The 25,563-nt window shown below is 64.0% G+C and carries 18 protein-coding genes; 5 read left to right on the forward strand and 13 right to left on the reverse strand.

Going from position 1 to position 25,563, the window contains the following annotated elements; translation table 11 throughout:
- Positions 1-6 precede the first annotated feature (6 nt).
- Genes ACMGT0_RS03230 through ACMGT0_RS03240 form a run of 3 tightly spaced genes read right to left on the reverse strand, consistent with a single transcriptional unit; the run spans position 7 to position 1,761 of the window.
- Positions 7-279 carry a phosphopantetheine-binding protein gene (locus ACMGT0_RS03230; RefSeq protein WP_017903727.1) on the reverse strand — a complete coding sequence of 91 codons (273 nt, stop codon included), beginning with the start codon at positions 277-279 and terminating at the stop codon, positions 7-9.
- A complete protein-coding gene (locus ACMGT0_RS03235; RefSeq protein ID WP_054060674.1) occupies positions 248-1,066 on the reverse strand; it encodes a lysophospholipid acyltransferase family protein in 819 nt (272 codons plus the stop codon). The genes ACMGT0_RS03230 and ACMGT0_RS03235 overlap by 32 nt, the downstream gene beginning before the upstream one ends.
- A complete protein-coding gene (locus tag ACMGT0_RS03240) occupies positions 1,042-1,761 on the reverse strand; it encodes a beta-ketoacyl synthase chain length factor (RefSeq protein WP_054060675.1) in 720 nt (239 codons plus the stop codon). The genes ACMGT0_RS03235 and ACMGT0_RS03240 overlap by 25 nt, the downstream gene beginning before the upstream one ends.
- Before the next feature lie 364 nt (positions 1,762-2,125).
- Between ACMGT0_RS03240 and ACMGT0_RS03245 the strand changes: the two genes are divergently transcribed.
- Positions 2,126-2,902, forward strand: a complete 777-nt coding sequence (locus tag ACMGT0_RS03245) for a ParA family protein (RefSeq protein ID WP_054060676.1) — start codon at positions 2,126-2,128, stop codon at positions 2,900-2,902.
- Between the two features lie 5 nt (positions 2,903-2,907).
- Here the strand turns inward: ACMGT0_RS03245 and trxC are convergent, their stop codons facing one another.
- Positions 2,908-3,348 carry a thioredoxin TrxC gene (gene trxC / locus ACMGT0_RS03250; RefSeq protein WP_416771454.1) on the reverse strand — a complete coding sequence of 147 codons (441 nt, stop codon included), beginning with the start codon at positions 3,346-3,348 and terminating at the stop codon, positions 2,908-2,910.
- Positions 3,349-3,572: 224 nt separating this feature from the next.
- Here trxC and ACMGT0_RS03255 point away from each other — a divergent pair, with 224 nt between their 5' ends.
- Positions 3,573-3,866 carry a type II toxin-antitoxin system HigB family toxin gene (locus ACMGT0_RS03255; protein ID WP_416771456.1) on the forward strand — a complete coding sequence of 98 codons (294 nt, stop codon included), beginning with the start codon at positions 3,573-3,575 and terminating at the stop codon, positions 3,864-3,866.
- Complete coding sequence (locus ACMGT0_RS03260; protein ID WP_416771458.1) at positions 3,866-4,267, forward strand: helix-turn-helix domain-containing protein; 402 nt, start codon at positions 3,866-3,868, stop codon at positions 4,265-4,267. Before ACMGT0_RS03255 ends, ACMGT0_RS03260 begins: the two co-directional genes overlap by 1 nt.
- Before the next feature lie 22 nt (positions 4,268-4,289).
- Here ACMGT0_RS03260 and selO read toward each other — a convergent pair whose 3' ends face one another.
- The 5 genes from selO to putA form a co-directional block, all read right to left on the reverse strand.
- Positions 4,290-5,753 (reverse strand): protein adenylyltransferase SelO, encoded by a 1,464-nt coding sequence (selO, locus tag ACMGT0_RS03265; RefSeq protein ID WP_416771460.1) that lies wholly within the window; start codon positions 5,751-5,753, stop codon positions 4,290-4,292.
- A 53-nt stretch (positions 5,754-5,806) separates the two neighbouring features.
- A complete protein-coding gene (gene mscK, locus ACMGT0_RS03270; protein ID WP_416771462.1) occupies positions 5,807-9,148 on the reverse strand; it encodes a mechanosensitive channel MscK in 3,342 nt (1,113 codons plus the stop codon).
- A 39-nt stretch (positions 9,149-9,187) separates the two neighbouring features.
- Positions 9,188-10,930, reverse strand: a complete 1,743-nt coding sequence (locus tag ACMGT0_RS03275) for a potassium/proton antiporter (RefSeq protein WP_054060682.1) — start codon at positions 10,928-10,930, stop codon at positions 9,188-9,190.
- A gap of 102 nt (positions 10,931-11,032) precedes the next feature.
- Positions 11,033-12,835, reverse strand: a complete 1,803-nt coding sequence (locus ACMGT0_RS03280) for an acyl-CoA dehydrogenase (protein WP_054060683.1) — start codon at positions 12,833-12,835, stop codon at positions 11,033-11,035.
- A gap of 188 nt (positions 12,836-13,023) precedes the next feature.
- Positions 13,024-16,977 (reverse strand): trifunctional transcriptional regulator/proline dehydrogenase/L-glutamate gamma-semialdehyde dehydrogenase, encoded by a 3,954-nt coding sequence (gene putA, locus ACMGT0_RS03285; protein ID WP_416771465.1) that lies wholly within the window; start codon positions 16,975-16,977, stop codon positions 13,024-13,026.
- 455 nt (positions 16,978-17,432) lie between these two features.
- On the opposite strand from putA, the gene putP reads away from it, so the two are divergent.
- Entirely contained in the window at positions 17,433-18,917 is a 1,485-nt protein-coding gene (gene putP / locus ACMGT0_RS03290; protein WP_054062104.1) for a sodium/proline symporter PutP, read from the forward strand.
- Positions 18,918-18,987: 70 nt separating this feature from the next.
- Here putP and ACMGT0_RS03295 read toward each other — a convergent pair whose 3' ends face one another.
- Positions 18,988-20,256 carry an O-acetylhomoserine aminocarboxypropyltransferase/cysteine synthase family protein gene (locus ACMGT0_RS03295; protein WP_054062105.1) on the reverse strand — a complete coding sequence of 423 codons (1,269 nt, stop codon included), beginning with the start codon at positions 20,254-20,256 and terminating at the stop codon, positions 18,988-18,990.
- Positions 20,257-20,426: 170 nt separating this feature from the next.
- Entirely contained in the window at positions 20,427-20,921 is a 495-nt protein-coding gene (locus ACMGT0_RS03300; protein WP_054060245.1) for a DUF2165 family protein, read from the reverse strand.
- 145 nt (positions 20,922-21,066) lie between these two features.
- Between ACMGT0_RS03300 and ACMGT0_RS03305 the strand changes: the two genes are divergently transcribed.
- Entirely contained in the window at positions 21,067-21,903 is an 837-nt protein-coding gene (locus tag ACMGT0_RS03305; protein ID WP_054062106.1) for a 23S rRNA (adenine(2030)-N(6))-methyltransferase RlmJ, read from the forward strand.
- Positions 21,904-22,008: 105 nt separating this feature from the next.
- On the opposite strand, the gene msrA is transcribed toward ACMGT0_RS03305, so the two are convergent.
- Together msrA and ACMGT0_RS03315 are read right to left on the reverse strand one after the other, a co-directional pair.
- A complete protein-coding gene (gene msrA / locus ACMGT0_RS03310) occupies positions 22,009-22,656 on the reverse strand; it encodes a peptide-methionine (S)-S-oxide reductase MsrA (RefSeq protein WP_054062107.1) in 648 nt (215 codons plus the stop codon).
- A gap of 80 nt (positions 22,657-22,736) precedes the next feature.
- The gene (locus ACMGT0_RS03315) at positions 22,737-25,430 is read right to left on the reverse strand and encodes a putative bifunctional diguanylate cyclase/phosphodiesterase (RefSeq protein ID WP_416771467.1); all 2,694 of its coding nucleotides are present in this window, start codon (positions 25,428-25,430) and stop codon (positions 22,737-22,739) included.
- Positions 25,431-25,563: the final 133 nt, after the last annotated feature.

A 25,563-nucleotide genomic window follows, 5' to 3' on the forward strand; every position in this document is an offset into this window, starting at 1 on the left:
GGTGTCTCACGCTGCCTGTTTTGCCGTGACGAAAGCCGCAAGGCTGGCCACGCTGGAAAAATGGTCACGGGTGTCCTTGGCGTCGGCGTCGATCTTGATGCCGTAGCGTTTCTGGATGGCCAGGCCGAGTTCGAGGGCGTCCACCGAGTCCAGGCCGAGGCCTTCGCCGAACAGCGTCTGCTCGTTGCCGATGTCCTGGGCGCTGATGTCTTCGAGGCCGAGGGCTTCGATGATCAGCTCCTTGATTTCAAGGTGCAGGGCGCTTGTTGGATCGCTCATCTGTGGCGAGCTCCTTAATGAAGTAATGATGCAGAAAATCGTTGAGCTTGCGCGAAGCCTGGGGCGCGGGGCCCTGGCTGGCGAAGGTCTGTGGGTCTATATCGGCCCCGACACGAAAACTGAAGTGCACCCGGCGGTGCGGGATGCGATACCAGGGTTCGGCCTTGGTCAGGGTGGTGGGGCTGACCTCGATCACCACAGGGGTGATGATTCTCGCACCGCGCAGGGCGATTGCGGCGGCGCCGCGATGAAAGGCCGGTGCCGTGCCGGGCGAGGTACGGGTGCCTTCGGGGAAGATGATCAGGGTCTGGCCACCCTGCAGGGCACCGACGGCGGTATCGAGCATCTCCATGCTGCCGTCGTTGCTGATGTATTCGGTGGAGCGCACCGGCCCGCGGGTGAACGGGTTTTGCCAGAGGCTCTGCTTGACCACGCAGTTGGCGTTGCGCACCAGGCCGATGAGGAACACCACGTCGATCAGCGACGGGTGGTTGGCGATGATCATCTGGCCGGGACGCCCGAGCCGATCCGCGCCTTCGACCTCATAGGTCAGCACACCGCTGCGGGCCATGAAGCGGATGAACAGCCAGAACAGCCGGCTCACCGTGCGTCTGGCCCGCTCGCGCTGGCGTTGCGCGTCGCCGGGCAGGCAGGCGAGCAGGGGGAAGATCACCAGGCGCAGGCACAGGCCGCCCAGGCCGAACAGGGCAAAGCTGATGGCGGTGGCCAGCAGGCGCCAGTAATAGGCGTCGCGGGGCCTGGTCATGCTCGGCGTTGCCAGTTCCATGCACGGGTCTTCCATGTGTGTTGGCAAGCGGTTTGCGATCCGAGCAGGGTTCGTACCAGGTTCAGCGCATGGGGCCATTCGGCGCGGGTGCCCTGGTCTTCGCAGCGCCCGAGGGACAACTGCCAGTCATCGCCCGGTGTCAGCAGCAGGCCGACGGCATAGGGGAACGGCACGTCGTCGATCCAGCGGCTGTAGGCCTCGGGCGGCTGTTCCTCGGTGATCACCAGCAGCACCGCCGGCGCGCCCTCGGCGAGCAGCGCCGCGGCTTCCAGCATGCCGTGCTCGAGACCGTCGCCATTGGCGGCCAGGGCGGTCATTTCGCTGGTTTCACCGCGCATGATCGACCACAGGCCGATAATGGCGTTATGCACCGAGAGGCTGAACTGGGTGGGCGAGAGCGGCTGGTCGGCGGCCAGGTCGCTGAGGATTTCCAGCGTGCGCGGGGTTTCGCCGTGGCGGGAAATGAATACCAGGGGCAGTGCCTCATGGCCCTCGGCCAGTGGCCAGCCGACGCTGAACGCCATGCGTGCCAGGCGGCTGAGACGACGGCGCTGCATGGCCGGCAGGAACGACACATCGGGAGCCGCATCGCTCGCGGCTGGCACCGTAGGCTGGCGGCTCCAGGCCTGCCAGTCGGACACGCTTTCGAGGCTCGGGGCCCAGGCGCGCCATTGAGCGATATTGAAGTTGATCACTGAGTGTCTTCCCGCCCCTGCGGGCTTCCTTGAAACGCTGCGGCTGGATGCTTGGAGCGATACCCACCTTGGCGTGGCGCTGTGGCCGAGTGGCGCGCATTATCCCGGTGTGGCGGGCTTGTAGCAAACAATTGGCTACATTTTGCACGATAAAATTTACAGACGGACAACCGAATAGATGTCATATGGCTATTATTCATGTTTTCGGTGAGACATCTGTCGGCCGTTTCCTTCGATTGAATGGAATCTTTCGGAGTTCGCCGAGTTATCGGTTATCGCGAGGGGGTTCTTGTCTCCTCGAGGTGGCGAAGCGACAGCCAAGCCCTCTACACTCGGTCATTCATTGATACACGGAGGTCTTGTCATGCGGCGTGTGGTGTTCAATCAGAAAGGTGGGGTCGGCAAGTCGAGCATTGCCTGCAACCTGGCGGCGGTCAGTGCCAGCGAAGGTTATCGGACCCTGTTGGTGGACCTCGATGCCCAGGCCAACTCCACGCAGTACCTGACCGGCCTGACCGGTGAGGACATTCCCATGGGGATCGCCGACTTCTTCAAGCAGACCCTGTCGTCCGGGCCGTTCTCGAAGAAGAACCAGGTGGATATCTACGAGACGCCGTTCGACAACCTGCATGTGATCACCGCCACCCCCGAACTGGCCGACCTGCAACCCAAGCTCGAGGCCAAGCACAAGATCAACAAGCTGCGCAAACTCCTGGAGGAATTGGCCGAGGACTACGATCGCATCTACCTGGATACTCCGCCGGCACTGAATTTTTACGCGGTTTCAGCGTTGATCGCCGCTGATCGCGTATTGATTCCCTTCGACTGCGACAGTTTCTCGCGCCAGGCGCTGTACGGCCTGCTGGCGGAGATCGAAGAGTTGAAGGATGACCACAACGAGGATCTGCAGGTCGAGGGCATCGTGGTCAACCAGTTCCAGGCCAGGGCCAGCCTGCCGCAGCAGATGCTCGACGGCCTGATCGCCGACGGGTTGCCGGTGCTACCGGTGTACCTCGGCAGTTCGGTGAAGATGCGCGAGTCCCATGAGGCCAGCAAACCGCTGATTCACTTCGACCCGCGACACAAGCTGACCCAGCAGTTCGTCGAACTGCACAACCTGCTGGAAGAGAAGGCCCAGTAAGGCCACTAGGCCGCGATGCCCTGGCTGCGCAGCCAGGCCAGCAGTTGCGGCAATGGAAAGGCCCCGCTCTGGCGCGCAACTTCCCGGCCATTCCTGAACAGGATCAGGCTGGGAATCGAGCGGATGCCCAGTTGGGCCGACAGTTGCGGGTTGGCCTCGCTGTCGAGCTTGGCCAGGCGGCACTTGCCGGCCAGCTGGCTGGCTGCCTGTTCGAACACCGGCACAAACGACTTGCACGGCCCGCACCAATCCGCCCAGACATCCAGCAGCAACGGCAGGTCGCCCTTGACCTGGCTGGCGTAAGCGCCCTGGTTCAGGTCGAAAGGCTTGTTCAGCAGCACCTCGCCCTTGCAGCGCCCGCATTTCGGCTGGTCGCCGAGGCGTTCGGCAGGCAGGCGGTTGAGGCCGTTGCAGTGGGGGCAGGGGATCATCAGGGGGTCGGACATGGGCATGGGCTCCGCAGGATTGGCCATTGTTCCTATCTGGAGGCTGGAGCGCGCTTTATCAAGGCGCTGCGCCGGTGTCGCATACCCTCACACTTTCACTCGCGGGGTCTTTGGTTGAGCGCCTAGCCTGAAGGTGTATGCCATCGGTCAGATTATTTCATAGCAAATTGCGATAGTTTGATGCGGCGGCTAGTCTCTATAGCAAGATGCGATAAGGATGTTGCATGCGGGTGATTACCGAGAAGCGGATTCGCGAGGCCAGGGCGAAATGGCCTGAGGCTGCCAGTGCGCTGGATGCCTGGTGCAGGCGGATCAAAGGGAGCAGTCCTGGAAATTTTTCAGCGCTCAAGGCGATATTTCTGGCGACAGACAAGGTCGGCAGGCTGCATGTGTTTGATATCGGTGGGAACAAGCTGCGGCTGATTGCGGGTGTGCATTACGGTGCCCAGCAGCTGTACATGAAGCAGGTGCTGGACCACCGCGACTATGACAAGGGTAAATGGAAGGAGACGTGTTGATGAGCGCTGCCGTCAAGCAGGCATCCGAGCACTGGCCGTTTGTGGAACCACTGCTGCGCAAACCAAAAAACGAGGCCGATTACGATGCTCTTGTCGAGGCTCTCGACGAGCTGCTGGGCATCGTGGGTGAAGACGAATCGAATCCGCTCATGAGTCTGGTGAACATCATCAGTGATTACATCGAGGCTTATGACAAGGAACACTGGCCCATGCCGCTGGCCAGCGGGGCCGATGTGCTGCGGGAGATGATGCGCGAGCATGGCCTGAAGCAGAGCGATTTGCCCGGGGTGGGGCCGCAATCGGTGGTCTCCGAGATCCTCAGCGGCAAGCGCCAGCTCAACCTGCGCCAGATCCGCTGGCTGGCCGAGCGCTTTGGGGTACGGGAGCAGATCTTTATCTGAGCCAGCCGTATGGCCTCGTGCTTCAGGATGAGCAACTGATTTCCAGATGCTTGCCCCATTCCGGGGGCCTTTCGGCATAGGCCTCCATCCCTGGCTGTTCCTCGAACGGTTGGCTCAGTACCGCGTGTAGCTGGCGTACTTCGGTGTAATCACCTTTTTCCGCAGCCTCGATGGCCCGCTGCGCCAGGTAGTTGCGCAGGATGTACAGCGGGTTGACCGCGTGCATGCGTGCCTGGCGCCGAGCTTCATCCTGGTCCGGCTCGCGGGCGACACGGGCGGTGTAGCGTTCGGCCCAGGCGTCGAAGCCCCTGAGGTCGATGAAGTCGTCGCGTAGGCGTGCCACCGCCAGGTGGGCCGGCTGGTCGCCCAGGCGGCGGAAGAACAGGCTGTAGTCGACGCCGCCGACCTGCATCCGCTGCAGCAAATCCTCCACCAGTTGCTGGTCGCCATCTTCTGCGGTGGTCAGGCCGAGGCGGCGGCGCATCAGGTCCAGGTAGTGGGCCTGGTACAGCGGCAGGAACAGTCCGAGGGCTTCGCGCAGGGCCTCGACGCTGATGAACGGTGTCAGTGCCTGCGCCAGCGCACTGAGGTTCCACTGGCCGATCGGCACCTGGTTGCTGAACGAGTAGCGGCCCTGGTCGTCGGAGTGGTTGCAGATGAAGTGGGCGTCGAAATCATCGAGGAAGGCGAAGGGGCCGAAGTCGAAGGTGATGCCCAGGATCGACATGTTGTCGGTATTCATCACGCCATGGCAGAAACCATAGGCCTGCCATTTGGCGATCAGCTCGGCGTTGCGCTCGACGATTTCGCGGAACATCGCCAGGTATGGCTCCGGCTGTGCCAGGCACTCGGGGAAGTGCTGCGCCAAGACGTATTCGGCGAGCTGTTTGTGCTGCTCGGTCTGCTGGGTGTAGTAGAAGTACTCGAAGTGGCCGAAGCGGACATGGCTCGGCGCCAGGCGCAGGACCATCGCCGCGCGCTCCTGCCGCTCGCGCCAGACCGGGGTATCCGAACCGATCACGCACAGTGCGCGGCTGCTGGGAATGCCCAGGGCCTGCAGGGCTTCGGAGGCGAGAAATTCGCGGATCGACGAGCGCAGCACCGCTCGGCCGTCGCCCATGCGCGAGTAGGGGGTCTGTCCGGCACCCTTGAGGTGCAGGTCCCAGTGTTCGCCGGCCGCGTTTTTGACCTCGCCGAGCAGCAGCCCGCGGCCATCGCCCAGGCGCGGGTTGTAGGAGCCGAACTGGTGTCCCGAATAGACCATCGCCCGTGGCTCGGCCTCGGCCCACAGCGTGTGGCCGCCGAACAGCTGGGCGAAGTCGTCCTCTTCGGCGCTCGCCGGGTCCAGGTCGAGCAGCGCCATGGCCGCCGGGCTGGCCGCGACCAGGCGCGGGTTGTCGATGGGCTCGGGCAGCACATGGGTGGAAAAGGCATCGCCCAGGCGGGCGAAGCGGTTGTCGAAGGTCAGTTCGTCGAGGGCTTTCAACGGCCATCTCCAGCAGAATGTCCTGGCATTCTGCTGGGATTAGCCGGCTTGCGCTAGTCGAGCTTGGCCGCGGGAGGGACTTGATCCGGTTTGGCGGGTACCAGGGTGGGTGCCTCGTCTTCCACTGGCACCAACTTGTATTCCTGGCCATGCAGGTTCTTGAGGTAGACCTCCATCTGCCGGAAGGAGATGTTGATGTGCTCCTTCTTGAATTCGCGGTTGATGAAGCGGTTGACCTCGTCGATCACCGGGTTGCGGTCGCCCAGGTCGCGCACGTGCATGCGCAGCTCATGATCCAGCGTGCTTTCGCCGAAGTTGAGGAAATACACGTGTGGCTCGGGTTCCTTGAGCACCCGCGGGTTGTCGCGGGCGGCCTTGAGCAGCAGTTCCTTCACGCGGTCCAGGTCGGAGCCGTAGTCCACGCCGAGCTTGAGGGTCACGCGGGTGACGGTGTCGGTCAGCGACCAGTTGATCAGTTGCCCGGTGATGAAGGTCTTGTTCGGGACGATGATGTCCTTGCGATCGAAGTCGGTGATGGTGGTGGCGCGGATGCGGATCTTGCTCACCGTACCCGACAGCGTGCCGATGGTGATGGTGTCGCCGATGCGGACCGGACGCTCGAACAGGATCATGATGCCGGAGATGAAGTTGGCGAAGATTTCCTGCATGCCGAAACCCAGGCCCACCGAGAGCGCCGCCACCAGCCATTGCAACTTGTCCCAGCTCACGCCGAGGGTCGACAGGGTGGAGACGAAACCGATGCCGACAATGATGTAGGACAGCAGCGTGGTGGTGGCGTAGGCGCTGCCTTGGGCCAGGTCGAGCTTGGACAGCACCAGGACTTCCAGCAGGCCGGGCAGGTTGCGCGCCAGGGCCAGGGTGATACCGACGATCGCCAGTGCTCCGATCAGGTTGCCGAGGGTGATCGGCACCATGCTCATGGCCGCGCCGGTGCCGCTGGTGTATTCGTAGAGGGTGATGTTGTCCAGGTAGGAGAACACCGTGATCAGGTCCGACCAGACCCAGTACAGCGCGGCGACGAAGCCGCCGAGCAGGGCCAGGCGGATCAGGCGCAGGGACTGCTGGTTGACCTGTTCGATGTCCAGGGTCGGTTCCTCGACCACCACCTCGCCGTCGCCCGCTTCCTTGGCCGCCTGGCGTTTGCTCAGGGCACGCTGGTAGGCCAGGCGCCGGGCGGCCACGGCCAGCCCGCGAACGAAGGTGGCCTCGATCACCAGCCAGAACATCAGCAGGTACAGGGTGTCGATCAGTCGATCGCTGAGTTTCAGCGCGGTGTAGTAGTAGCCGAAGCAGACCGCGACGAACAGGGCGATGGGCAGGGCGGTGAAGAGTACGCCGATCAGTTTGCGGAACAGCGAGGCCTTGCCGTGGTTCGGGCTGCCCAGCAGCAGGCGGCTGAGCAGCCAGGCCATCAGCGCATAGCAGGTCAGTACCACGCCGATGCCGAGCACGTCGTCGGCCAGCGATGCCGGCTGCAGCTCGGCCACGGCCACCACGGCCACCAGGGCCAGCACGACGAAGCCCAGGCGCCGGACCCAGCCCTGGAGGAATTCGACCTGGGGTTTTTCCCAGTGGAAATGCAGCTCGGCGACACCACCGGGCGCCAGCACCCGGTACGCGGTGTAGAACACCAGCCAGGCCTGGGAGATTTGCAGCAGCGCGGCGCCGAGGTTGGCGTTCTGGCCGCGGGCGTCGATCTGCAGGGCGTAGCCGCACAGCGCCAGGGCCAGGGTGACCGGCATCGCCAGGAGGATGTTGACCAGGATTGCCAGCGGCGTATGCCACTGGCTGTCGCGCTTGAAGTGGCCGATGTCCTTGTGGACCTTGTTCAGCCGCCCGTAGAGGTAGTTGCGCTTCCACAGGAGCCCGCCGATCACCAGCAGCAGCGGCAGGAACAGCAGGGGGCGTTGCAGCAGGCCGTCAGTCAGTTCGCTGATGCTGGACAGCCAGGGCAGCGTGGTGACCTGTTTCTGCAGGCGGTTGGGCACGCCTTCCAGCCACTCCAGGTCCAGCGGTTTGTTGCTCGGGATCCAGAACATCTGCTCGTCGAGGGTCGCGCGCAGGTTCTGGGCCGTGCTGAGCAACTGTTTCTGGTTCAGTTGCAGGGTGATGGACTCGTTGAGCAACGCGCTCAGTTCGCGGTTCAGGCGTTCCAGCAGGTCGCTGCGGGTCACGGCCAGGTCGAGCAGGGTGCGGCGCAACTGCGTGGTGACCTGCTCCGGCGGCTGGGTCGCCAGCAGGTTCTCCACGTAGCTGGACGGACTGCTGAGCAGTTCACGCTGCTGGTTGACCTCGAACTGGTACAGACGGATGTCGGCGATCTCGTCCGCCAGGTTCTTGTCGACCTTCAGGCGGGGCAGGGCCTGTTTCTGCTTGTAGAGAATCTTCGACAGCAGCAGGCTGCCCTTGAGCACGTTGATCTGCTCGTCCAGGGCCTGGTCGCTCTGGGTCAGGGTGTCGAGCTGCTGCTTGGTCTGCAGGTTCTGCTGGGTCAGCTCGTTGAGACGGTCGGTGCTCTTGAGCAGGTAGTCGGAGAGCCTCAGGTTGGTCGCGCTCTCGGTCGCCAGCAGGCTGCTGTCGCCGGCTTTCTGCGCTTCGATGGACTGCTGGGTGACGGTCTGCTGGGACTGGGCCAGGCGCTTCTGGTTGATCAGCGTCTGCATGTCCTGGATTTCCTGTTCCAGGCGCGCGGTCTTTTCCATCAGCAGGTCGTGCTGGCTGTTGCCCAGGTCCTGCAGTTGGCTATTGCCCGCCAGTTCCTGGCGGCGCAGCGGGATCAGCGCGTTGATCGACGCCAGCTCGGCGGTCAACTGGTTGCGTTGTTCGATGCTGAGGGTCTTGCCGTTGTCCTTGCCCAGCTTGAGGATGGTGTTGATCTGCTGGATGCGGGTCTGGCTGTTGCTGATTTCCGACTGGGCCCGTTCGGGGCGGGTCTGGGCGGTGATGATCAGGCTGTTGGCGTCGGCCAGGGCCTTTTGCAGCTCACCCTGCTGGGTGGTGCGCTCGGCCAGCAGTTGCTCCAGTTGCGGCACCGATTGGCTGGCATAGCGCTGGGCGACCGGAATCACCCGGGTGGCTTTCAGGCGAGCCAGTTCGCGCTGGTTCTCGCTGGTCTGGCGCGGGGCTTCGGCCACCTGCTGCTTGGTCGCGGCCAGGCGCCTGGTGTAGTCGTCGGCACTGGACAGCCAGCTCAGGGTCTGTTGCAGCACCTGTTGCAGGGCTTTCTGATCGGCATCCGGCAGCTTGCGATCGGCGATCTTGTCCAGGCTCTGCTGGACCGACTCGCTGGTGGGCGGTTCGGCAGCCTGCAACGTGCCGACGGAAAGACTCAGGCCCAGCAGGGCGGCAAGAGAAACAGAGCGCAAGAAGGACATAGGTACCGATCGAGCCAGGTAAGTCGGGAAGTGGGCAGTTTAGAGGAAGAGTCCCGGCCCTGGGCGACTTCCTTCGGGGAATCTGACGCCGACTTTGCCGATCTTGTTCCCGTCCATGACCGCCACGGTCCAGATGGTGTTGTTCCACTCCACCTGGTCGCCGACGATGGGCGCGCCACCGACCTTGTGGGCGATGAAGCTGCCCAGCGGGGTATTCGGGTCGTCGCCTTCGAGTTTCAGGCCATACAGGGCCGCGACCGCGCCCAACTGGGCGTCGCCCTCGAGGACGAAGTCGCCGAAGAAGCGCAGGTCGAGGCCGCGTTGCGGGGCCTGGCTGAACAGCTTGCCGAGGGCCGGCAGGTTGTGTTCGTGGCCGATGACGCAGAGCAGGTCGCCGACTTCCAGGGTGGTGCTACCCGACGGATGGAGCAATTGCTGGCCGCGGAACAGGGCGGCGATGCGTGTGCCCTCGGGCATCTTCAGCTCGCGCAGGGCGGCACCGATGCACCATTTCTCCGCACCGAGGCGATAGACGAACAGTTCCCACTCGCTGGTGACGTGCACTTCCAGGGCGGCCCGGGAAATCGGCGCCGGCTCCGGTGGTACGGTGACCTTGAGCAGCTTGGCCACCCAGGGCAGGCTGGTGCCCTGCACCAGCAGCGACACCAGCACGATGAAGAACGCCAAGTTGAAGTAGAGCTGCGCATGGGGCAGGCCGGCCATCAGCGGGAACACCGCGAGAATGATCGGGACCGCGCCGCGCAGGCCAACCCAGGAGATAAAGGCCTTTTCCCGGCCATGGAAGGCGCGGAACGGCAGCAGGCCGACCACCACCGACAGCGGCCGGGCGAACAGGATCATCCACAGCGCCAGCCCCAGGGCCGGCAGGGCGATGGGCAGCAGGTCGTGCGGCGTGACCAGCAGGCCCAGCACCAGGAACATGCCGATCTGCGCCAGCCAGGCCATGCCGTCGAGCATGTGCAGGATGCCGTGGCGGCTGCGCACCGGGCGGTTGCCGATCACCAGGCCACACAGGTAGACGGCGAGGAAGCCACTGCCGTGCAGGGCGTTGGTCAGGGCAAAGACCACCAGGCCGCCAGCGATCACCAGGATCGGGTACAGGCCGTTGGCCAGGTTGATGCGGTTGACCAGTTGCAGCATCAGCCAGCCGCCGCCGAGGCCGATGACGCCGCCGATGCCGAATTCACGAACCAGGTGGCCGAGCAGGCTCCAGTGCAGGCCGGTCTGGCCGCTGGCGAGCATGTCGATCAGGGTCACGGTGAGGAACACCGCCATCGGGTCGTTACTGCCCGACTCGATTTCCAGGCTGGCGGTCACCCGTTCGTTGAGGCCCTTGCCGCCGAGCAGGGAGAACACCGCGGCGGCGTCGGTCGAGCCGACGATGGCGCCGATCAGCAGGCCCTGGATGATGTTCAGGTCGAACAGCCAGGCGGCGGCCATGCCGGTCAGCCCGGTGGTGATCAGCACGCCCACCGTCGCCAGCGACAGCGCCGGCCAGAGTGCCACGCGGAAGCTCGCCACCCGCGTGCGCAGGCCGCCATCGAGCAGGATCACGGCGAGCGCCAGGTTGCCCACCAGGTAGGCGGTCGGGTAGTTGTCGAAGATGATGCCGCCGCCGTCAACGCCGGCGGTCATGCCCACCGCGAGGATGATCACCAGGATCGGGATGCCCAGGCGCGAGGAGAGGGAACTGACCAGGATACTTGCGCCTACCAGCAACGCGCCGATCAAGAACAGGCTGTTGATGGTCGTCGCATTCAAAGGCAGTACTCCATAAAGCTGGAAAGGCGGGTGCGCAGACTGAACCATGCAGTCTGCGTGCCAGCGATTCTAACCTGTTGAAATGTACCGCTGTCAAAAGCTTTAGAACCACTCCTCGCGCATCGACAGGCAGGTGTCGTCCCGTGCCTGCAGAATCGCCAGTTCATGATGGCAGCCTGGCACCTCCCAGGTCAGGAAGTAGCGGGCCGCCTGCAGCTTGCCCTTATAGAACGCGAGGTCGGCGGCGTTGCCCCTGGCCAGGCCTTCCTCGGCCCGCACCGCCTGCTCCAGCCAGCGCCAGCCGATTACCGTGTGGCCAAAAGCCTTGAGATACAGCGCCGAGTTGGCCAGGCCGCTGTTGACCTTGCCTTGTGCCAGGTCGCCGAGCAGGCCGATGGTCACTGCCTGCAGGCGGGCGACCAGTTGCTCCAGCGGTTCGCGCAACGCATCCAGCGCCGGGTACGCGGCGGCACGCTGGCCGGTGTCGGCGATCAGGCGGATCAGTTGCTTGAGGCCGGCGCCGCCGTTCTGCGCCAGCTTGCGGCCGAGCAGGTCCAGCGACTGGATGCCATGGGTGCCCTCGTGGATCGGATTCAGGCGGTTGTCGCGGTAGTACTGCTCCACCGGGTACTCGCGGGTGTAGCCATGGCCGCCGAGGATCTGGATGGCCAGTTCGTTGGCCTTGAGGCAGAACTCCGACGGCCAGGATTTGACGATCGGCGTCAGCAGGTCGAGCAGTTCATGGGCCTGTCGCCGATCGGCTTCCGATTCCAGGGTGGTGGTGTCGTCGAACAGACGGGCGGCGTACAGGCCCAGGTCGAAGGCGCCTTCGACATAGGCCTTCTGGGTCAGCAGCATGCGCTTGACGTCGGCGTGCTGGATGATCGCCACCGGTGCGGTGTTCGGGTCCTTGCTGTCGGGCAGCCGGCCTTGCGGACGCTCCCGTGCATATTCCAGGGAGTACAGGTAGCCGGCGTAGCCGAGCATGACCGCGCCCATGCCGACGCCGATGCGCGCCTCGTTCATCATCTGGAACATGTAGCTGAGGCCGTGATGGGGTTTGCCCACCAGATAACCCACGCAATTGCCGTTATCGCCGAAGTTCAGTGCCGTGGAAGTGGTGCCGCGCCAGCCCATCTTGTGGAACAGCCCGGCCAGCAACACGTCGTTGCGCGCACCGAGGCTGCCATCGTCGTTGACCAGGAACTTGGGCACGATGAACAGCGAGATACCCTTCACCCCAGGTGGGGCATCCGGCAGCTTGGCCAGAACCATGTGCACGATGTTTTCCGACAAGGGGTGGTCGCCGCCGGAAATGAAGATCTTGTTGCCCTTGAGCCGGTAGCTGCCGTCGGTCGCAGGTTCGGCGCGGGTACGGATATCGGCCAGCGACGAGCCGGCGTGGGGCTCGGTCAGGGCCATGGTGCCGAAGAAGCGGCCGTCGATCATCGGCTGCAGGAAGCGGCGCTTCTGTTCGTCGCTGCCGAAGCTCTCGATCAGGTTGGCCGCGCCCATGGTCAGGAACGGGTAGGAGGTCGACGCGGCGTTGGCCGACTGGAAGTGCGCGAAGCAGGCCTGGGACAGCAGGGTCGGCAGTTGCATGCCGCCGGCCTCGAAGCTGCGTGCGGCATTGAGGAAACCGGCCTCGAGGAACGCATCCACCGCCGGCTTCACTTCCGGGATCAGGATCGCTTCGCCATTTTCATAGCGCGGTTCGTTTTCATCGTTCTTGCGGTTGTGCGGCGCGAAGAACTTTTCGGCGATGGTGCGGGCGGTGTCCAGGGCGGCGTCGAAGGTCTCCCGCGAATGTTCGGCGAACCGCTCGCGGCGGGTCAGGCCTTCGGCATCGAGGACTTCGTACAGCTCGAAAGCCAGATTGCGGGAACTGAGCAGCGTCTCGGACATGGCGGCCTACCTTTGATGGGATGAATCGAGTCTAGGTGGCTGAATGGACAGTGCCTAGCAAGATTGATCTGGGTGATGGAGGGTCAAAGCGACGACGTGGTCCGCCCCTTTGCCAGGTCTGCCTTGCCTTTTGAGTTCTGTTGCAAACAGGCCTGGCGCCCATTGCGGGCGCCAGGCTGGCGGGCGGATCAGCCGATGGTCATCAGGCTGGCGTTACCGCCGGCCGCCGCGGTGTTGACGCTCAGTGCCCGCTCGATCACCAGACGTTCCAGCGCGATGCCGGTTTCGCCCTGGGACAGGCCCTGCACGCCAACGATCGCGCCGGCCCGTTTCGCCACCTGCTGGCACACGGCGCGCAACTGGTCGGAGTGGCCGTGATGCAGGACCGCGTCGAACACCACCTCGTCCTTGTGCCAGTCGGCGACCCGCTGGATGCGCGCCTGCACTTCCTTCGGCAGGCGCGCATACAGGGCCTTGCCCGGTTCGCCTTCCGGCCACAGCGCCGAGCTGCCCACCGCCAGCACGGCGGCGAGCTGGGTCAGCAGATCCGCCTCGAGTTCGGCCAGGCACAGCACGTGCTCCCGCGGCAGGATGGCGTAGCTGTTGCGCTCGCCGGTCGGACCGGCCAGGGCGCGGGTGATGCCGCTCTGCGACTGGGTGGCGAAGCGTGCGCAGAGGTCAGCCAGTTCCTGCTGCTGGTTGGCCGCAGCCCAGGCCTGCAGGGCGCTCAGTGGTTTGCCCATGGCTGCACGCAGGCGCACGTCCGGTGCATTGTGTGCGTCTACGCGGGCGAAGGACTGCTCGATGGCATCGGCCGGACGGGTCGACAGCAGGCGATACAGGTACAGCGGGCCGCCGGCTTTCGGGCCGGTGCCCGACAGCCCCTCGCCGCCGAACGGCTGCACGCCGACCACCGCGCCGACGATGTTGCGGTTGACGTAGACGTTGCCGGCGTTGACGTTGTCGACCACCTTGGCAATGGTTTCGTCGATCCGGGTGTGTACGCCCAGGGTCAGGCCATAGCCGCTGGCGTTGATCTGGGCGATCAGCTGGTCGATGTCCTTGCGCTTGTAGCGCACCACGTGCAGTACCGGGCCGAAGATCTCGCGCTTGAGCTCATCGAAGCTTTCCAGCTCGATCAGGGTCGGCATCACGAAGGTGCCGCGCTTGCATTCCTCGCCATCGGCAATCGCCATCTGATAGACGCTGCGACCTTTTTCACGCATGCCCTGGATGTGTTTCTCGATGCCGGCCTTGGCCTCGGCGTCGATCACCGGGCCGATGTCCACCGACAGGCGCTCCGGGTTGCCCAGGCGCGATTCGGCCATGGCGCCCTTGAGCATTTCGATCACGCGGTCGGCAGAGTCTTCCTGCAGGCACAGGACACGCAGGGCCGAGCAGCGCTGGCCGGCACTGTCGAACGCCGAGGAGACCACGTCGATCACCACCTGTTCGGTCAGCGCCGAGGAGTCGACGATCATCGCGTTCTGCCCGCCGGTTTCGGCGATCAGCGGGATCGGCCGGCCCTGGTTGTCCAGGCGTCCGGCGACATTGCGTTGCAGCAGGCGCGCGACTTCGGTGGAGCCGGTGAACATCACGCCCTTGACCCGCTCGTCGCCAACCAGGCGCGCACCGACGGTTTCACCGCGGCCCGGCAGCAGTTGCACCACACCTTCCGGAATGCCGGCTTCGAGCAGCAGGCGCACGGCCTGGGCGGCGATCAGTGGGGTCTGTTCGGCCGGCTTGGCCAGCACCGGGTTGCCGGCGGCCAGTGCGGCGGCAACCTGGCCGCTGAAGATCGCCAGCGGGAAGTTCCACGGGCTGATGCAGACCACCGGGCCCAGCGGACGGTGGGCGTCGTTGGTGAAGTCGTTGCGCGCCTGTACCGCGTAGTAGCGCAGGAAGTCCACCGCTTCGCGGACTTCGGCGATGGCGTTGGCGTAGGTCTTGCCGGCTTCGCGAACCAGCAGGCCCATCAGTGGCTGGATCTCGCCTTCCATCAGGTCGGCGGCGCGTTCCAGGATCGCCGCGCGTTCGGCGGGCGGTGTGGCCTGCCAGATCGGTGCGGCGTTGAGGGCGCACTGGATGGCGTTGTCGACGTCTTCGCTGTTGGCTTCCTGGACGTGGCCGACCACGTCGCGGTGATCCGACGGGTTCAGCACCGGCGCCGGGGTTTCATTGCTGGAGACGCAGCCGAGCATCGGCGCGGCTTTCCACGGGGTGTTGGCGCTGGCCAGCAGGGCGCAGGACAGCGAGGCGAGGCGGTGTTCGTTGGCCATATCGATGCCCGCCGAGTTGGCGCGTTCGGTGCCATACAGCTCGCGTGGCAGGGGGATGCGCGGATGTGGCAGGCCGAAGCTGCCTTCCTGCAGGGCCATCTGCTCGATGCTGGCGACCGGGTCGGCCACCAGTTCCTGGATGGACACGGACTGGTCGGCGATGCGGTTGACGAACGAGGTGTTGGCGCCGTTTTCCAGCAGGCGGCGCACCAGGTAGGCCAGCAGCGTCTCGTGGGTGCCGACCGGCGCATAGACGCGGCACGGACGGTTCAGCTTGCCCTCGGCGACCTTGCCCACCACCTGCTCGTAGAGCGGTTCGCCCATGCCGTGCAGGCACTGGAATTCGTACTGGCCGGGGTAATAGTTCTGCCCGGCGATATGGTAGATCGCCGACAGGGTGTGGGCGTTGTGGGTGGCGAACTGCGGGTAGATGACTTCCGGTACCGAGAGCAGCTTGCGGGCGCAGGCGATGTAGGACACGTCGGTGTACACCTTGCGTGTGTACACCGGGTAGCCTTCCAGGCCCTCGACCTGGGCGCGCTTGATCTCGCTGTCCCAATAGGCGCCCTTCACCAGGCGGATCATCAGGCGATGGCGGCTGCGGCGGGCCAGGTCGATCACGTAGTCGATCACGTAAGGGCAACGCTTCTGGTAGGCCTGGATCACGAAGCCGATGCCGTTCCAGCCGCTCAGTTGCGGCTCGAAGCACAGGCGTTCGAGCAGGTCCAGGGACAGCTCCAGGCGGTCGGCTTCCTCGGCGTCGATGTTCAGGCCGATGTCGTACTGCTTGGCCAGCAGAGTCAGCGACAGCAGGCGCGGGTACAGCTCCTCCATGACACGCTCGTACTGGGCGCGGCTGTAGCGCGGGTGCAGGGCCGAGAGCTTGATGGAGATGCCCGGGCCTTCATAGATGCCGCGGCCATGGGAGGCCTTGCCGATGGCATGGATGGCCTGCTCGTAGGACGCCAGGTACTTCTGCGCGTCGTGCTCGGTCAGCGCCGCTTCGCCGAGCATGTCGTAGGAATAGCGGAAGCCCTTGCTTTCGAACTTGCTGGCATTGGCCAGGGCCTCGGCGATGGTTTCACCGGTGACGAACTGCTCGCCCATCAGGCGCATGGCCATGTCGACGCCCTTGCGGATCATCGGCTCGCCGCTCTTGCCGATGATGCGGCTCAGGGACGAGGTCAGGCCGGCCTCGTTATGGGTGGCGACCAGCTTGCCGGTCAGCAGCAGGCCCCAGGTGGCGGCGTTGACGAACAGCGATGGGCTGTTGCCCAGGTGCGGCTGCCAGTTGCCGGTGCTGATCTTGTCGCGGATCAGGGCGTCGCGGGTGCCCTTGTCGGGGATCCGCAGCAGGGCTTCGGCCAGGCACATCAGGGCCACGCCTTCCTGGGACGACAGGGAGAATTCCTGCAGCAGGCCCTGGACGATGCCGGCACGGCCGCCGGCGCTCTTCTGGTTGCGCAGTTTCTCGGCGATGGTCGCGGCCAGCTTGTTGGTGGCTTCGGCGGTGGCCGCCGGCAGGCGCGCCTGTTCCAGCAGCATCGGTACCACTTCCGGCTCGGGGCGACGGTAGGCGGCGGTGATGGCGGCACGCAGCACCGACTGCGGCAGGATGCTCTCGGCGAATTCGAGGAAGCACTGGTGACCATGGTCGGCCTGGACTTCACCGGCGTCGTCGGCTTCGCCACGGGGCAGGCCGCTGAGTTCGCTCAGGGTTGCACCGCTCTCGAGCTTTTCCAGGTAGTTGAAGATGGCCTGCTTGATCAGCCAGTGCGGGGTGCGGTCGATCGAATGGGCCGCCGCTTTCAGGCGTTCGCGGGTCGGGTCGTCGAGTTTGACCCCAAGGGTGGTGGTCGCCATTTTTCTTGTCCTCATGGTTGCCACTACCGCGTGGCGTCAGATGGCCGAGAGATTAGCTCTGGCTTGCGGTAGGTGCAACCAGGTGCAACCTATTTTTCTTCGAAAATATGCACCGGTTAGCCGGGACAGCTTTTCCAAGCTCTGGCAGATGATTGGCTGTTTTCAGTTTTCGTCAGCCCTTCAGGGACTTACGTTGCGCGAGGGGTAAAGGCGTGTGGGAAAAATTGGAAAGGTCCCGAGGTGCAACTGATGGGGGTAAAACAGGTTGCGCCTTGTTCGTATTGTTGAATAGCATGCTCGATCGAGGTGCAACCTCCTACGAAGGGAGGCGCCCTTTGATGATTTTCCTGGGGAAACTCAGTCATGAATGCCCGGTCCGTTTAATCGTCTGACATGAAATGTCGTTTCGTCGGTCGCGGATCGCCGCTGAATAAAAACAATGCCAGGGCTTTTTAATGAGCGTAAGCAACCCAACCCTGATCACCTTCGTGATCTACATCGCTGCGATGGTCCTGATCGGACTGATGGCCTATCGCTCCACCAACAACCTCTCCGACTACATTCTCGGCGGTCGCAGTCTTGGCAGTGTCGTGACCGCGCTTTCGGCGGGTGCTTCCGACATGAGCGGCTGGCTGCTGATGGGGCTGCCGGGGGCGATCTACATGTCCGGCCTGTCCGAGAGCTGGATCGCCATCGGCCTGATCGTCGGGGCCTACCTGAACTGGCTGTTCGTCGCCGGTCGCCTGCGGGTCCAGACCGAACACAACGGTGACGCGCTGACCCTGCCGGACTACTTCTCCAGCCGGTTCGAGGATCGCAGCGGTCTGCTGCGGGTGATTGCCGCCATCGTGATCCTGGTGTTCTTCACCATCTACTGCGCCTCCGGCATCGTTGCCGGTGCCCGCCTGTTCGAAAGCACCTTCGGCATGTCCTACAGCACCGCCTTGTGGGCCGGTGCGGCAGCGACCATTGCCTACACCTTCATCGGTGGTTTCCTGGCGGTCAGCTGGACCGACACCGTGCAGGCCACACTGATGATCTTCGCGCTGATTCTCACGCCGATCATCGTGCTGCTGGCCACCGGTGGCGTCGACACCACCTTCCTGGCGATCGAGGCCCAGGATCCGGGGCACTTCGACATGCTGCGCAATACCACCTTCATCGGCATCATCTCGCTGATGGGCTGGGGCCTGGGTTACTTCGGCCAGCCGCATATCCTGGCGCGCTTCATGGCGGCGGATTCGGTCAAGTCGATCGCCAATGCCCGCCGCATTTCCATGACCTGGATGATCCTGTGCCTGGGTGGCACCGTGGCAGTGGGTTTCTTCGGGATCGCCTACTTCTCGGCGCATCCCGAGGTTGCCGGCCCGGTCAGCGAGAACCACGAACGGGTGTTCATCGAGCTGGCGAAGATCCTGTTCAACCCCTGGTTGGCCGGTGTGTTGCTGTCGGCGATCCTGGCCGCGGTGATGAGTACCCTGAGCTGCCAACTGCTGGTCTGCTCCAGTGCACTGACCGAGGATTTCTACAAGGCTTTCCTGCGCAAGTCCGCTTCGCAACTGGAACTGGTGTGGGTCGGCCGGGCCATGGTGCTGCTGGTGGCGGTGATCGCCATCGCCCTGGCCGCCAACCCTGAAAACCGCGTGCTGGGCCTGGTGAGCTACGCCTGGGCCGGTTTCGGCGCGGCCTTCGGTCCGGTGGTGCTGATCTCGGTGATCTGGAAGGACATGACCCGCAATGGCGCGTTGGCCGGCATTCTGGTCGGTGCTATCACGGTGATCGTCTGGAAGCAGTTCAACCTGCTGGGATTGTACGAAATCATCCCCGGCTTCCTCTTTGCCAGCATCGCGGTCTACGTGGTCAGCAGGATGGGCCAGCCCTCGGCGCAGATGCTCCAGCGTTTCGCCGCAGCGGAGAAGCAGTTCCGCGAGGAACACTGATCCTTGATAGGGGGCGGCAAGCCCTGTAGCGACAAGGCGGCCCGTCTCCCCGGAGACGGGCCGCTGCGTTTCAGGCCTGCAGTGCCTGTTGCAGGTCTTCGAGCAGGTCCTCGATGGCCTCGATGCCGACCGACAGGCGGATCATCTCCGGTTTCACGCCGGCCTTGGCCTGTTCGGCTTCGGTCATTTGCCGGTGGGTGGTGGAGGCCGGGTGGCAGGCCAGGGACTTGGCGTCACCGATGTTCACCAGGCGCTTGAAAATCTGCAGCGCATCGTAGAACCGCACCCCGGCCTGGTAGCCGCCCTTGAGGCCGAACGAGAGAATCGCCGACGGCTTGCCCTTCATGTACTTGTGCGCCAATTCATGGTGCGGGTGGTCCGGCAGGCCGGCATAGCTGACCCAGGCCACCTGTTCGTGGGCCTTGAGGAACTTCGCCACCTTGAGCGCATTCTCGGTATGCCGTTCCATGCGCAGGGCCAGGGTCTCCAGGCCTTGCAGCAGGAGGAAGGCGTTCATCGGTGCCAGTGCCGCACCGGTATTGCGCAGCGGCACGGTGCGGGCGCGGGCGATGAAGGCCGCCGGGCCGAATTTCTCCGTGTAGACCACGCCGTGGTAGGCGGCTTCCGGGGTGTTGAGACCGGGAAATTTCTGCGCATGGTCGGCCCAGGGGAAGGTACCGGCATCGACGATCACCCCGCCCAGGGCGTTGCCATGACCGCCCACATACTTGGTCACCGAATGCACGACAATGTCGGCACCGAACAGGATCGGTTTGCACAGGATCGGTGTCGCCACCGTGTTGTCGACCATCAGTGGTACGCCATGAGCGTGGGCCACCTGGGCAAAGCTCTCGATATCGACGATGTTGCCTGCCGGATTGCCGATGCTTTCGCAGTAGACCAGCCGGGTGTTCTCGTCGATCAGTTCGGCGACCGCTTCGGGCGAGTCGTCGCGGGCAAACCGCACTTCGACACCGAAGCTGGGCAGCAGGTGGGCGAAGAGGGTGTAGGTGCCGCCATAGAGCTGCGGGGTGGAAACGATATTGTCGCCGGCGCGGGTCAGGGTCTGGATCGCGTAGTGGATCGCCGCGCTGCCGGCGGACACGGCCAGGGCGGCGATTCCCCCTTCCAGTGCCGCCAGGCGCTGTTCGAGCACGTCGTTGGTGGGATTCATGATCCGGGTGTAGATATTGCCCGGAACATCGAGGTTGAACAGGTCGGCGCCGTGCTGGGCGTTATCGAATTCGAAGGCGACGTTCTGGTAGATGGGTACGGCCACGGCCTTGGTGGTCGGGTCCGACTTGAATCCGTGATGGAGCGCAATCGTTGCGTCTTTCATAAGGTCTCGACTCAGTGAAATTCCATTAATTGAGCACTGCCGGGCAGTTGCGGTGGCCTAATGGTCTCGTGTGTCTGAGTCGCCAGGGATCTCGGGTGGGTGCCCGCAATCGGACCGCAAACCGGTGCGCCAGTGTCCGCTACTGGCGCCGGATCGGCAAGTGATCCAGGTTAAGCCGGCTCGTTGTCCGCCTGATTGACGAAGATCAGTACACCGAGCAAGGCCATGTAGAACCTGAAGGCTGCCTCCTGGCCGTTCCAGATTTTCGATTGCCACATCAGGAACCATTCGCCGCCCACCACCATGAAGCCGAAGAACCACACCAGAAAACCCAGGGTCGTGCCGGCGATGACGCCTTTCTTCGCCCGGGCGAAGCTGGCGGCGTCGGCCTTGCGGGCTCGCCACAGCGACAGTGCGCCAAAGGCCAGCAGCGCGCAGGTCAAGCCTTCGCCGAGGATGATCAGCCAATAGGCGACGTGCCACAGCATCGGCGTGGTGATTGCGCGGTACATCACGGCGTTGTCAGGGAAGGTGGTGTCCATGCTCAGTACGTGGCTGACGAAAGCGAAGTTGGAGGCGTAGTCGCTGACGTTGTTGAAGGTGACCATGAAGGCGAAGGCGGCGAGTGCCAGGCTCAGGACGATTTTGGCGTAGCGGGTGGTCATCGGGTCGAATCCTTCGAATGAGAGGGCGTGACGTTACCATGGGCGCTCCGGCGAGTCTGTCGGCGGCGGTCCCTGCCGCCTGTACGTTGCGACCTGACGGCGGCTGGAGCACAGGGTAAACTTCGCCTCCTGCGCAGGAGTTGCCATGAATTACCGTCACGCCTTCCACGCCGGCAACCATGCCGACGTCTTGAAACACCTGGTCCTGACCCGCCTGATCGCCCTGATGGCGCGCAAGGAACAGCCGTTCGCCTATCTCGACAGTCACGCCGGTATCGGCCTGTATGACCTCAAGGGCGACCAGGCCAGCCGTACCGGCGAATACCTGGAGGGGATCGCCCGCCTGTGGGGTCAGCAGGACCTGCCGGCCATGACCGCCGATTACCTGCGGGTGCTGCACGAGATGAATCCCGATGGCGGGTTGCGCTACTACCCGGGGTCGCCGGAATTGGCGCGGCGCCTCACCCGTGGCCAGGACCGGGTGCTGCTCAACGAGAAGCACCCGGAAGACGGCAAGCTGCTCAAGGACAACATGAAGGGCGACCGGCGTGTGGCGGTGCACCTGGGGGAGGGCTGGCACCTGGCGCGGGCCCTGCTGCCGGTGGCGGAAAAGCGTGCAGTGATGCTGATCGACCCGCCATTCGAGCAACTGGACGAGATGCAGCGCTGTGCCGCGTCGCTCAAGGAAGCCATCGGGCGCATGCGTCAGACGGTGGCGGCGATCTGGTATCCGATCAAGGATCAGCGGGCGCTGAAGCGTTTCTACCAGGACCTGGCCGGTACCGGCGCGCCGAAGCTGTTGCGGGTGGAGTTGCTGGTGCATCCGCTGGATACGCCGGCGAGCCTGAATGGCTCGGGGCTGGCGATTGCCAACCCGCCGTGGGGGCTGGAGGATGAGCTGCGTGAGCTGTTGCCGTGGCTGGCGCAGAAACTGGCGCAGACCCAGGGCGACTGGCGGATGGACTGGCTGATTGCCGAGTGAGTAGGTGGCCGTGATAGCTGTAGGAGCCGGGCTTGCCCGCGAAGCGTTTGGCGATCTTGCCAACGCTTTCGCGGGCAAGCCTGCATCCTACAAGGGCCGGCGTGCTCAGATCGGGCAACTGACGCCGGTGCCACGAATGCCGCAGTAGCCTTCCGGGTTCTTCGCCAGGTATTGCTGGTGATAGGCCTCGGCGTAGTAGTAGGTCGGCGCCTCGGCAATTTCGGTGGTGATGGTGCCCAGCCCGGCCTTGGTCAGTTCCGCCTGGAACACCTGGGCGCTTTTGCGGGCCGCCTCCAGTTGCTCCGGCTTGGTGGCATAGATCACCGAGCGGTACTGGGTGCCGATGTCGTTGCCCTGGCGCATGCCCTGGGTCGGGTCGTGCAGTTCCCAGAACTGCGCCAGCAACTGTTCGTAGCTGACGATTTCCGGCTCGTAGACCACCAGCACCACTTCGCTGTGGCCGGTCAGGCCGGAGCAGACTTCCTCGTAGGTCGGGTTGGGGGTGAAGCCGCCGGCATAGCCGACCGACGTGCTGTACACGCCCTCACGCTGCCAGAAACGCCGCTCCGCGCCCCAGAAGCAGCCCAGGCCGAAGATCGCGAATTCGACGTTGCCGGGGAATGGCCCCAGCAGCGGGTGGCCGTTGACGAAATGCTTGTCCGGAACGGCCATCGGGGTTTCACGGCCAGGAAGAGCTTGTTCTTTGGTTGGGAGCACGTTTTTGTTCACCAGTATTTCCGAGCGCAAGACCATGTCGCAGTCCTCTCAGTCAGGTTGAAATGAGCTGTAGCTATTGAAGTAGACCGACAGTGTGCCCGAGTGTTGCTGCGCTGTCAGGCCAAAGGTCCGCGCGGGTAGCGCCTGAGCTGCTGGATCAGCTCGGCTCCCGGGATCGGCCGGTCGAACAGGTAGCCCTGGCCGACGTCGCAGCGATGGCGGCGCAGGAAGGTCAGTTGCTCGGACGTTTCGATGCCTTCGGCCACCACCTTGAGTTTCAGGTTGTGGGCCATGGCGATGACCGCGGAGGTGATTTCCATGTCGTCCTGGTTGTCCGGGATCTCATGGATGAAGCTGCGGTCGATCTTGATGATGTCGATCGGGAATTTCTTCAGGTAGCTCAGCGACGAATAGCCGGTGCCGAAGTCGTCCATGGCCAGGGTCAGGCCGATTTTCTTCAACTGGTCGAGCTGCTGGCGGGTGTCGTCGGTGGCTTCCAGCAGCAGGCCTTCGGTCAACTCCAGCTCCAGCAGCGACGGCGGCAGTTGTTCCTCCTTGAGGATACTGGCCAGGGAGGCGACCAGGTCCGGGTCGGAGAACTGCTTGGGCGACAGGTTGATCGCCACCTGCAGGTTGCCCAGGCCGCAAGCGGTCAGGGCCTTGCTCATGCGGCAGGCCTGGCGCGCGATCCATTTGCCGATCGGGATGATCAGGCCGGTTTCCTCGGCAACGCTGATGAACTGGTCCGGGCGGATCATGCCCTTTTCCGGATGGTTCCAGCGCAACAGCGCCTCCATCCCCAGCAGGCGGCCGCTGCGCAGGCACAGCTTGGGCTGGTAGAACACGTCCAGCTCGTTCTGGGTCAGGGCGCGGCGCAGGTTGTTCTCGACGAACAGCTTGTAGCTGGCCTCGGCGTTCAGCGCCTCGGTGAACACCTGGACCTGGTGCTTGCCGTTGGCCTTGGCCTTGTGCAGGGCCAGGCCGGCGTTGCGCATCAGGGTTTGCGGGTCGCGCCCGTGCAGCGGCGCGCTGGCCAGGCCGACGGAGCCGGTGACGCTGATCAGTTGGTTGTCGACGAACATCGGTTTGTCGAGGGTCGTCAGCAGTTGGGTGGCGATCTGCTGGCCGGTTTCCAGGTCGGTATCGTCGAGCAGGACCGCGAATTCGTTACTGGCAAAGCGCGCCAGGCTGCCGCTCGGGCTCAGGCTGTTGCGCAGGCGGCGAGCCAGGCTGATCAGCAGCTTGTCGCCGGTCTGGTGGCCGAGGCTGTCGTTGATCCGCTTGAAGTTGTCGATGTCCACCAGCAGCAGGCTGATCGGCGAGTCGCTGTCGCGGGCGAAGCGTTCGTCGAGGTTGCGGATGAACGCCGGGCGGTTGCCCAGGTTGGTCAGGTTGTCGGTGTAGGCCAGGCGTTCGATGCGCTGTTGCGCGAGCTTGGTCTGGGTGATGTCTTCGTAGATGCCGATGTAGTGGGTCAGTTCGCGGTTGTCGCCATAGACCTTGGAGATCGACAACTGCCCCCAGTAGGGTTCGAGGTTCTTGCGGCGGCTCTTGAATTCGCCCTGCCAGCTGTTGCTCTGGGCCAGGCTCGACTGCGCGTCGAACAGCAGTTCGCTGATATTCTCCAGGGCTGGCAGTTCGGAGAGCTTCTGGCCGTGGACTTCCTCGGCGCTGTACTGGGTGATGGCGGTGAAGCTCGGGTTGACGTATTCCACCACACCGTCGCAGTTGACCAGCAGGAAGGCGTTGGCGCTCTGTTCGACCGCCCGCTGGAACAGGTGCAGGGCACTGGTGGCGGTGCGCCGGTTGTGGTTGCTGATGACCTGGGCGAACTGGTCCGCCAGCTCGCCGGCAAAGGCGATTTCATCCGATTGCCAGGCGCGGGTCTGGCCGGTCTGTTCCAGGCAGAGCACTCCCACCACCTGGCCATCGATGCGAATGCTGGCATCGAGCATGGCGTTGACGTCACGCGGGCGCAGGGTTTCGGCCATCTCGCGGGTGCGAGGGTCGCGGGTGGCGTTATGGGCGTCGATGGCGCGGCTGGTGTGCAGCGCTTCGAGGTAATCGGGGAACTGGCTCGCGTCGATCTCGTCCGGCAGGAGGTATTCCTGGTTGTGGCGGTGGTAGGCGGAGATCGGGATCAGGCGCTGCCCTTCGAGGTTCCAGATGCTGGCGCAGTCGATTTCGTAGATGTCGCAGGCGCAGCGGGTGATCAGCTCGGCGGCTTCCTGCAGCGAATTGTTGATGCTGTAGCGTTGTCGGGCCAGGCGCAGGATCAGGTCCTGCTGGGCGCGCACCCGGTCGAGGTGCTGCAGTTGCTCCTGCTGGGCGCGCTGGTTGAGTTCCAGGGCGATCTGCAGGCGGCTGTTCTGGGTGGCGAGGTCGGTGAGCGGCAGTTGCGGCTCCAGCCCGAACAGGCCTTCGACCACCAGCAGGTAGCCGCGCAGCAGATGGCGGTTGTGCTGCCTGTAGGCTTCCCCCATCTCCAGCAGAGTCAGCGGGCCCTGGGTGGTATGCAGGGTGTAGCGCACCAGATAGTGCGTGTTCTCGGCCAGTTGCAGCTGAATCGCGTCATGCAGGCGATAACGGGCTTCGGGCTCCATCAGGCTGGCATAGGGCGAGCCGACCAGGGCGCACAGCTCGATGGCCGGCAGGCCGAACTGGCGTTCGCAGTTGGGGTCGAGAAACAGCAGGGCCCAGCTTGCTTCATTCAGCCGTTCGAAACGCAGCATACCGAGCCGCGACGGCACCGGTAACTGAGTCACTACCTCGGCCGCCAATCTATTGGCGGCATCGGGTTGGCTTTTCATGGAGAGCTCGCTTCAAGAGTACTGATCACGCACAGGGGAGGAGGCCTTTTCCTGGCGAGTTGGGCAAGGTTGCATTAAGCGGGTCGGGCTGACAAGCAGAACAGTGGCTCTGTGCCTTCAATGTATCGGCCGA

It is taken from the genome of Pseudomonas sp. RHF3.3-3 (genome assembly GCF_048069595.1).
Classification (GTDB): Bacteria; Pseudomonadota; Gammaproteobacteria; order Pseudomonadales; family Pseudomonadaceae; genus Aquipseudomonas; species Aquipseudomonas fuscovaginae_B.

Coding starts and splice junctions, on each gene's coding strand:
- ACMGT0_RS03260 (WP_416771458.1), top strand. CDS start 3,866: ATGAGCGCTGCCGTCAAGCAGGCATCCGAGCACTGGCCGTTTGTGGAA.
- ACMGT0_RS03230 (WP_017903727.1), bottom strand. CDS start 279: ATGAGCGATCCAACAAGCGCCCTGCACCTTGAAATCAAGGAGCTGATC.
- ACMGT0_RS03235 (WP_054060674.1), bottom strand. CDS start 1,066: ATGGAACTGGCAACGCCGAGCATGACCAGGCCCCGCGACGCCTATTAC.
- msrA (WP_054062107.1), bottom strand. CDS start 22,656: ATGGTCTTGCGCTCGGAAATACTGGTGAACAAAAACGTGCTCCCAACC.
- ACMGT0_RS03245 (WP_054060676.1), top strand. CDS start 2,126: ATGCGGCGTGTGGTGTTCAATCAGAAAGGTGGGGTCGGCAAGTCGAGC.
- ACMGT0_RS03300 (WP_054060245.1), bottom strand. CDS start 20,921: ATGACCACCCGCTACGCCAAAATCGTCCTGAGCCTGGCACTCGCCGCC.
- ACMGT0_RS03305 (WP_054062106.1), top strand. CDS start 21,067: ATGAATTACCGTCACGCCTTCCACGCCGGCAACCATGCCGACGTCTTG.
- trxC (WP_416771454.1), bottom strand. CDS start 3,348: ATGTCCGACCCCCTGATGATCCCCTGCCCCCACTGCAACGGCCTCAAC.
- ACMGT0_RS03295 (WP_054062105.1), bottom strand. CDS start 20,256: ATGAAAGACGCAACGATTGCGCTCCATCACGGATTCAAGTCGGACCCG.
- putP (WP_054062104.1), top strand. CDS start 17,433: ATGAGCGTAAGCAACCCAACCCTGATCACCTTCGTGATCTACATCGCT.
- ACMGT0_RS03280 (WP_054060683.1), bottom strand. CDS start 12,835: ATGTCCGAGACGCTGCTCAGTTCCCGCAATCTGGCTTTCGAGCTGTAC.
- ACMGT0_RS03315 (WP_416771467.1), bottom strand. CDS start 25,430: ATGAAAAGCCAACCCGATGCCGCCAATAGATTGGCGGCCGAGGTAGTG.
- putA (WP_416771465.1), bottom strand. CDS start 16,977: ATGGCGACCACCACCCTTGGGGTCAAACTCGACGACCCGACCCGCGAA.
- mscK (WP_416771462.1), bottom strand. CDS start 9,148: ATGTCCTTCTTGCGCTCTGTTTCTCTTGCCGCCCTGCTGGGCCTGAGT.
- ACMGT0_RS03255 (WP_416771456.1), top strand. CDS start 3,573: ATGCGGGTGATTACCGAGAAGCGGATTCGCGAGGCCAGGGCGAAATGG.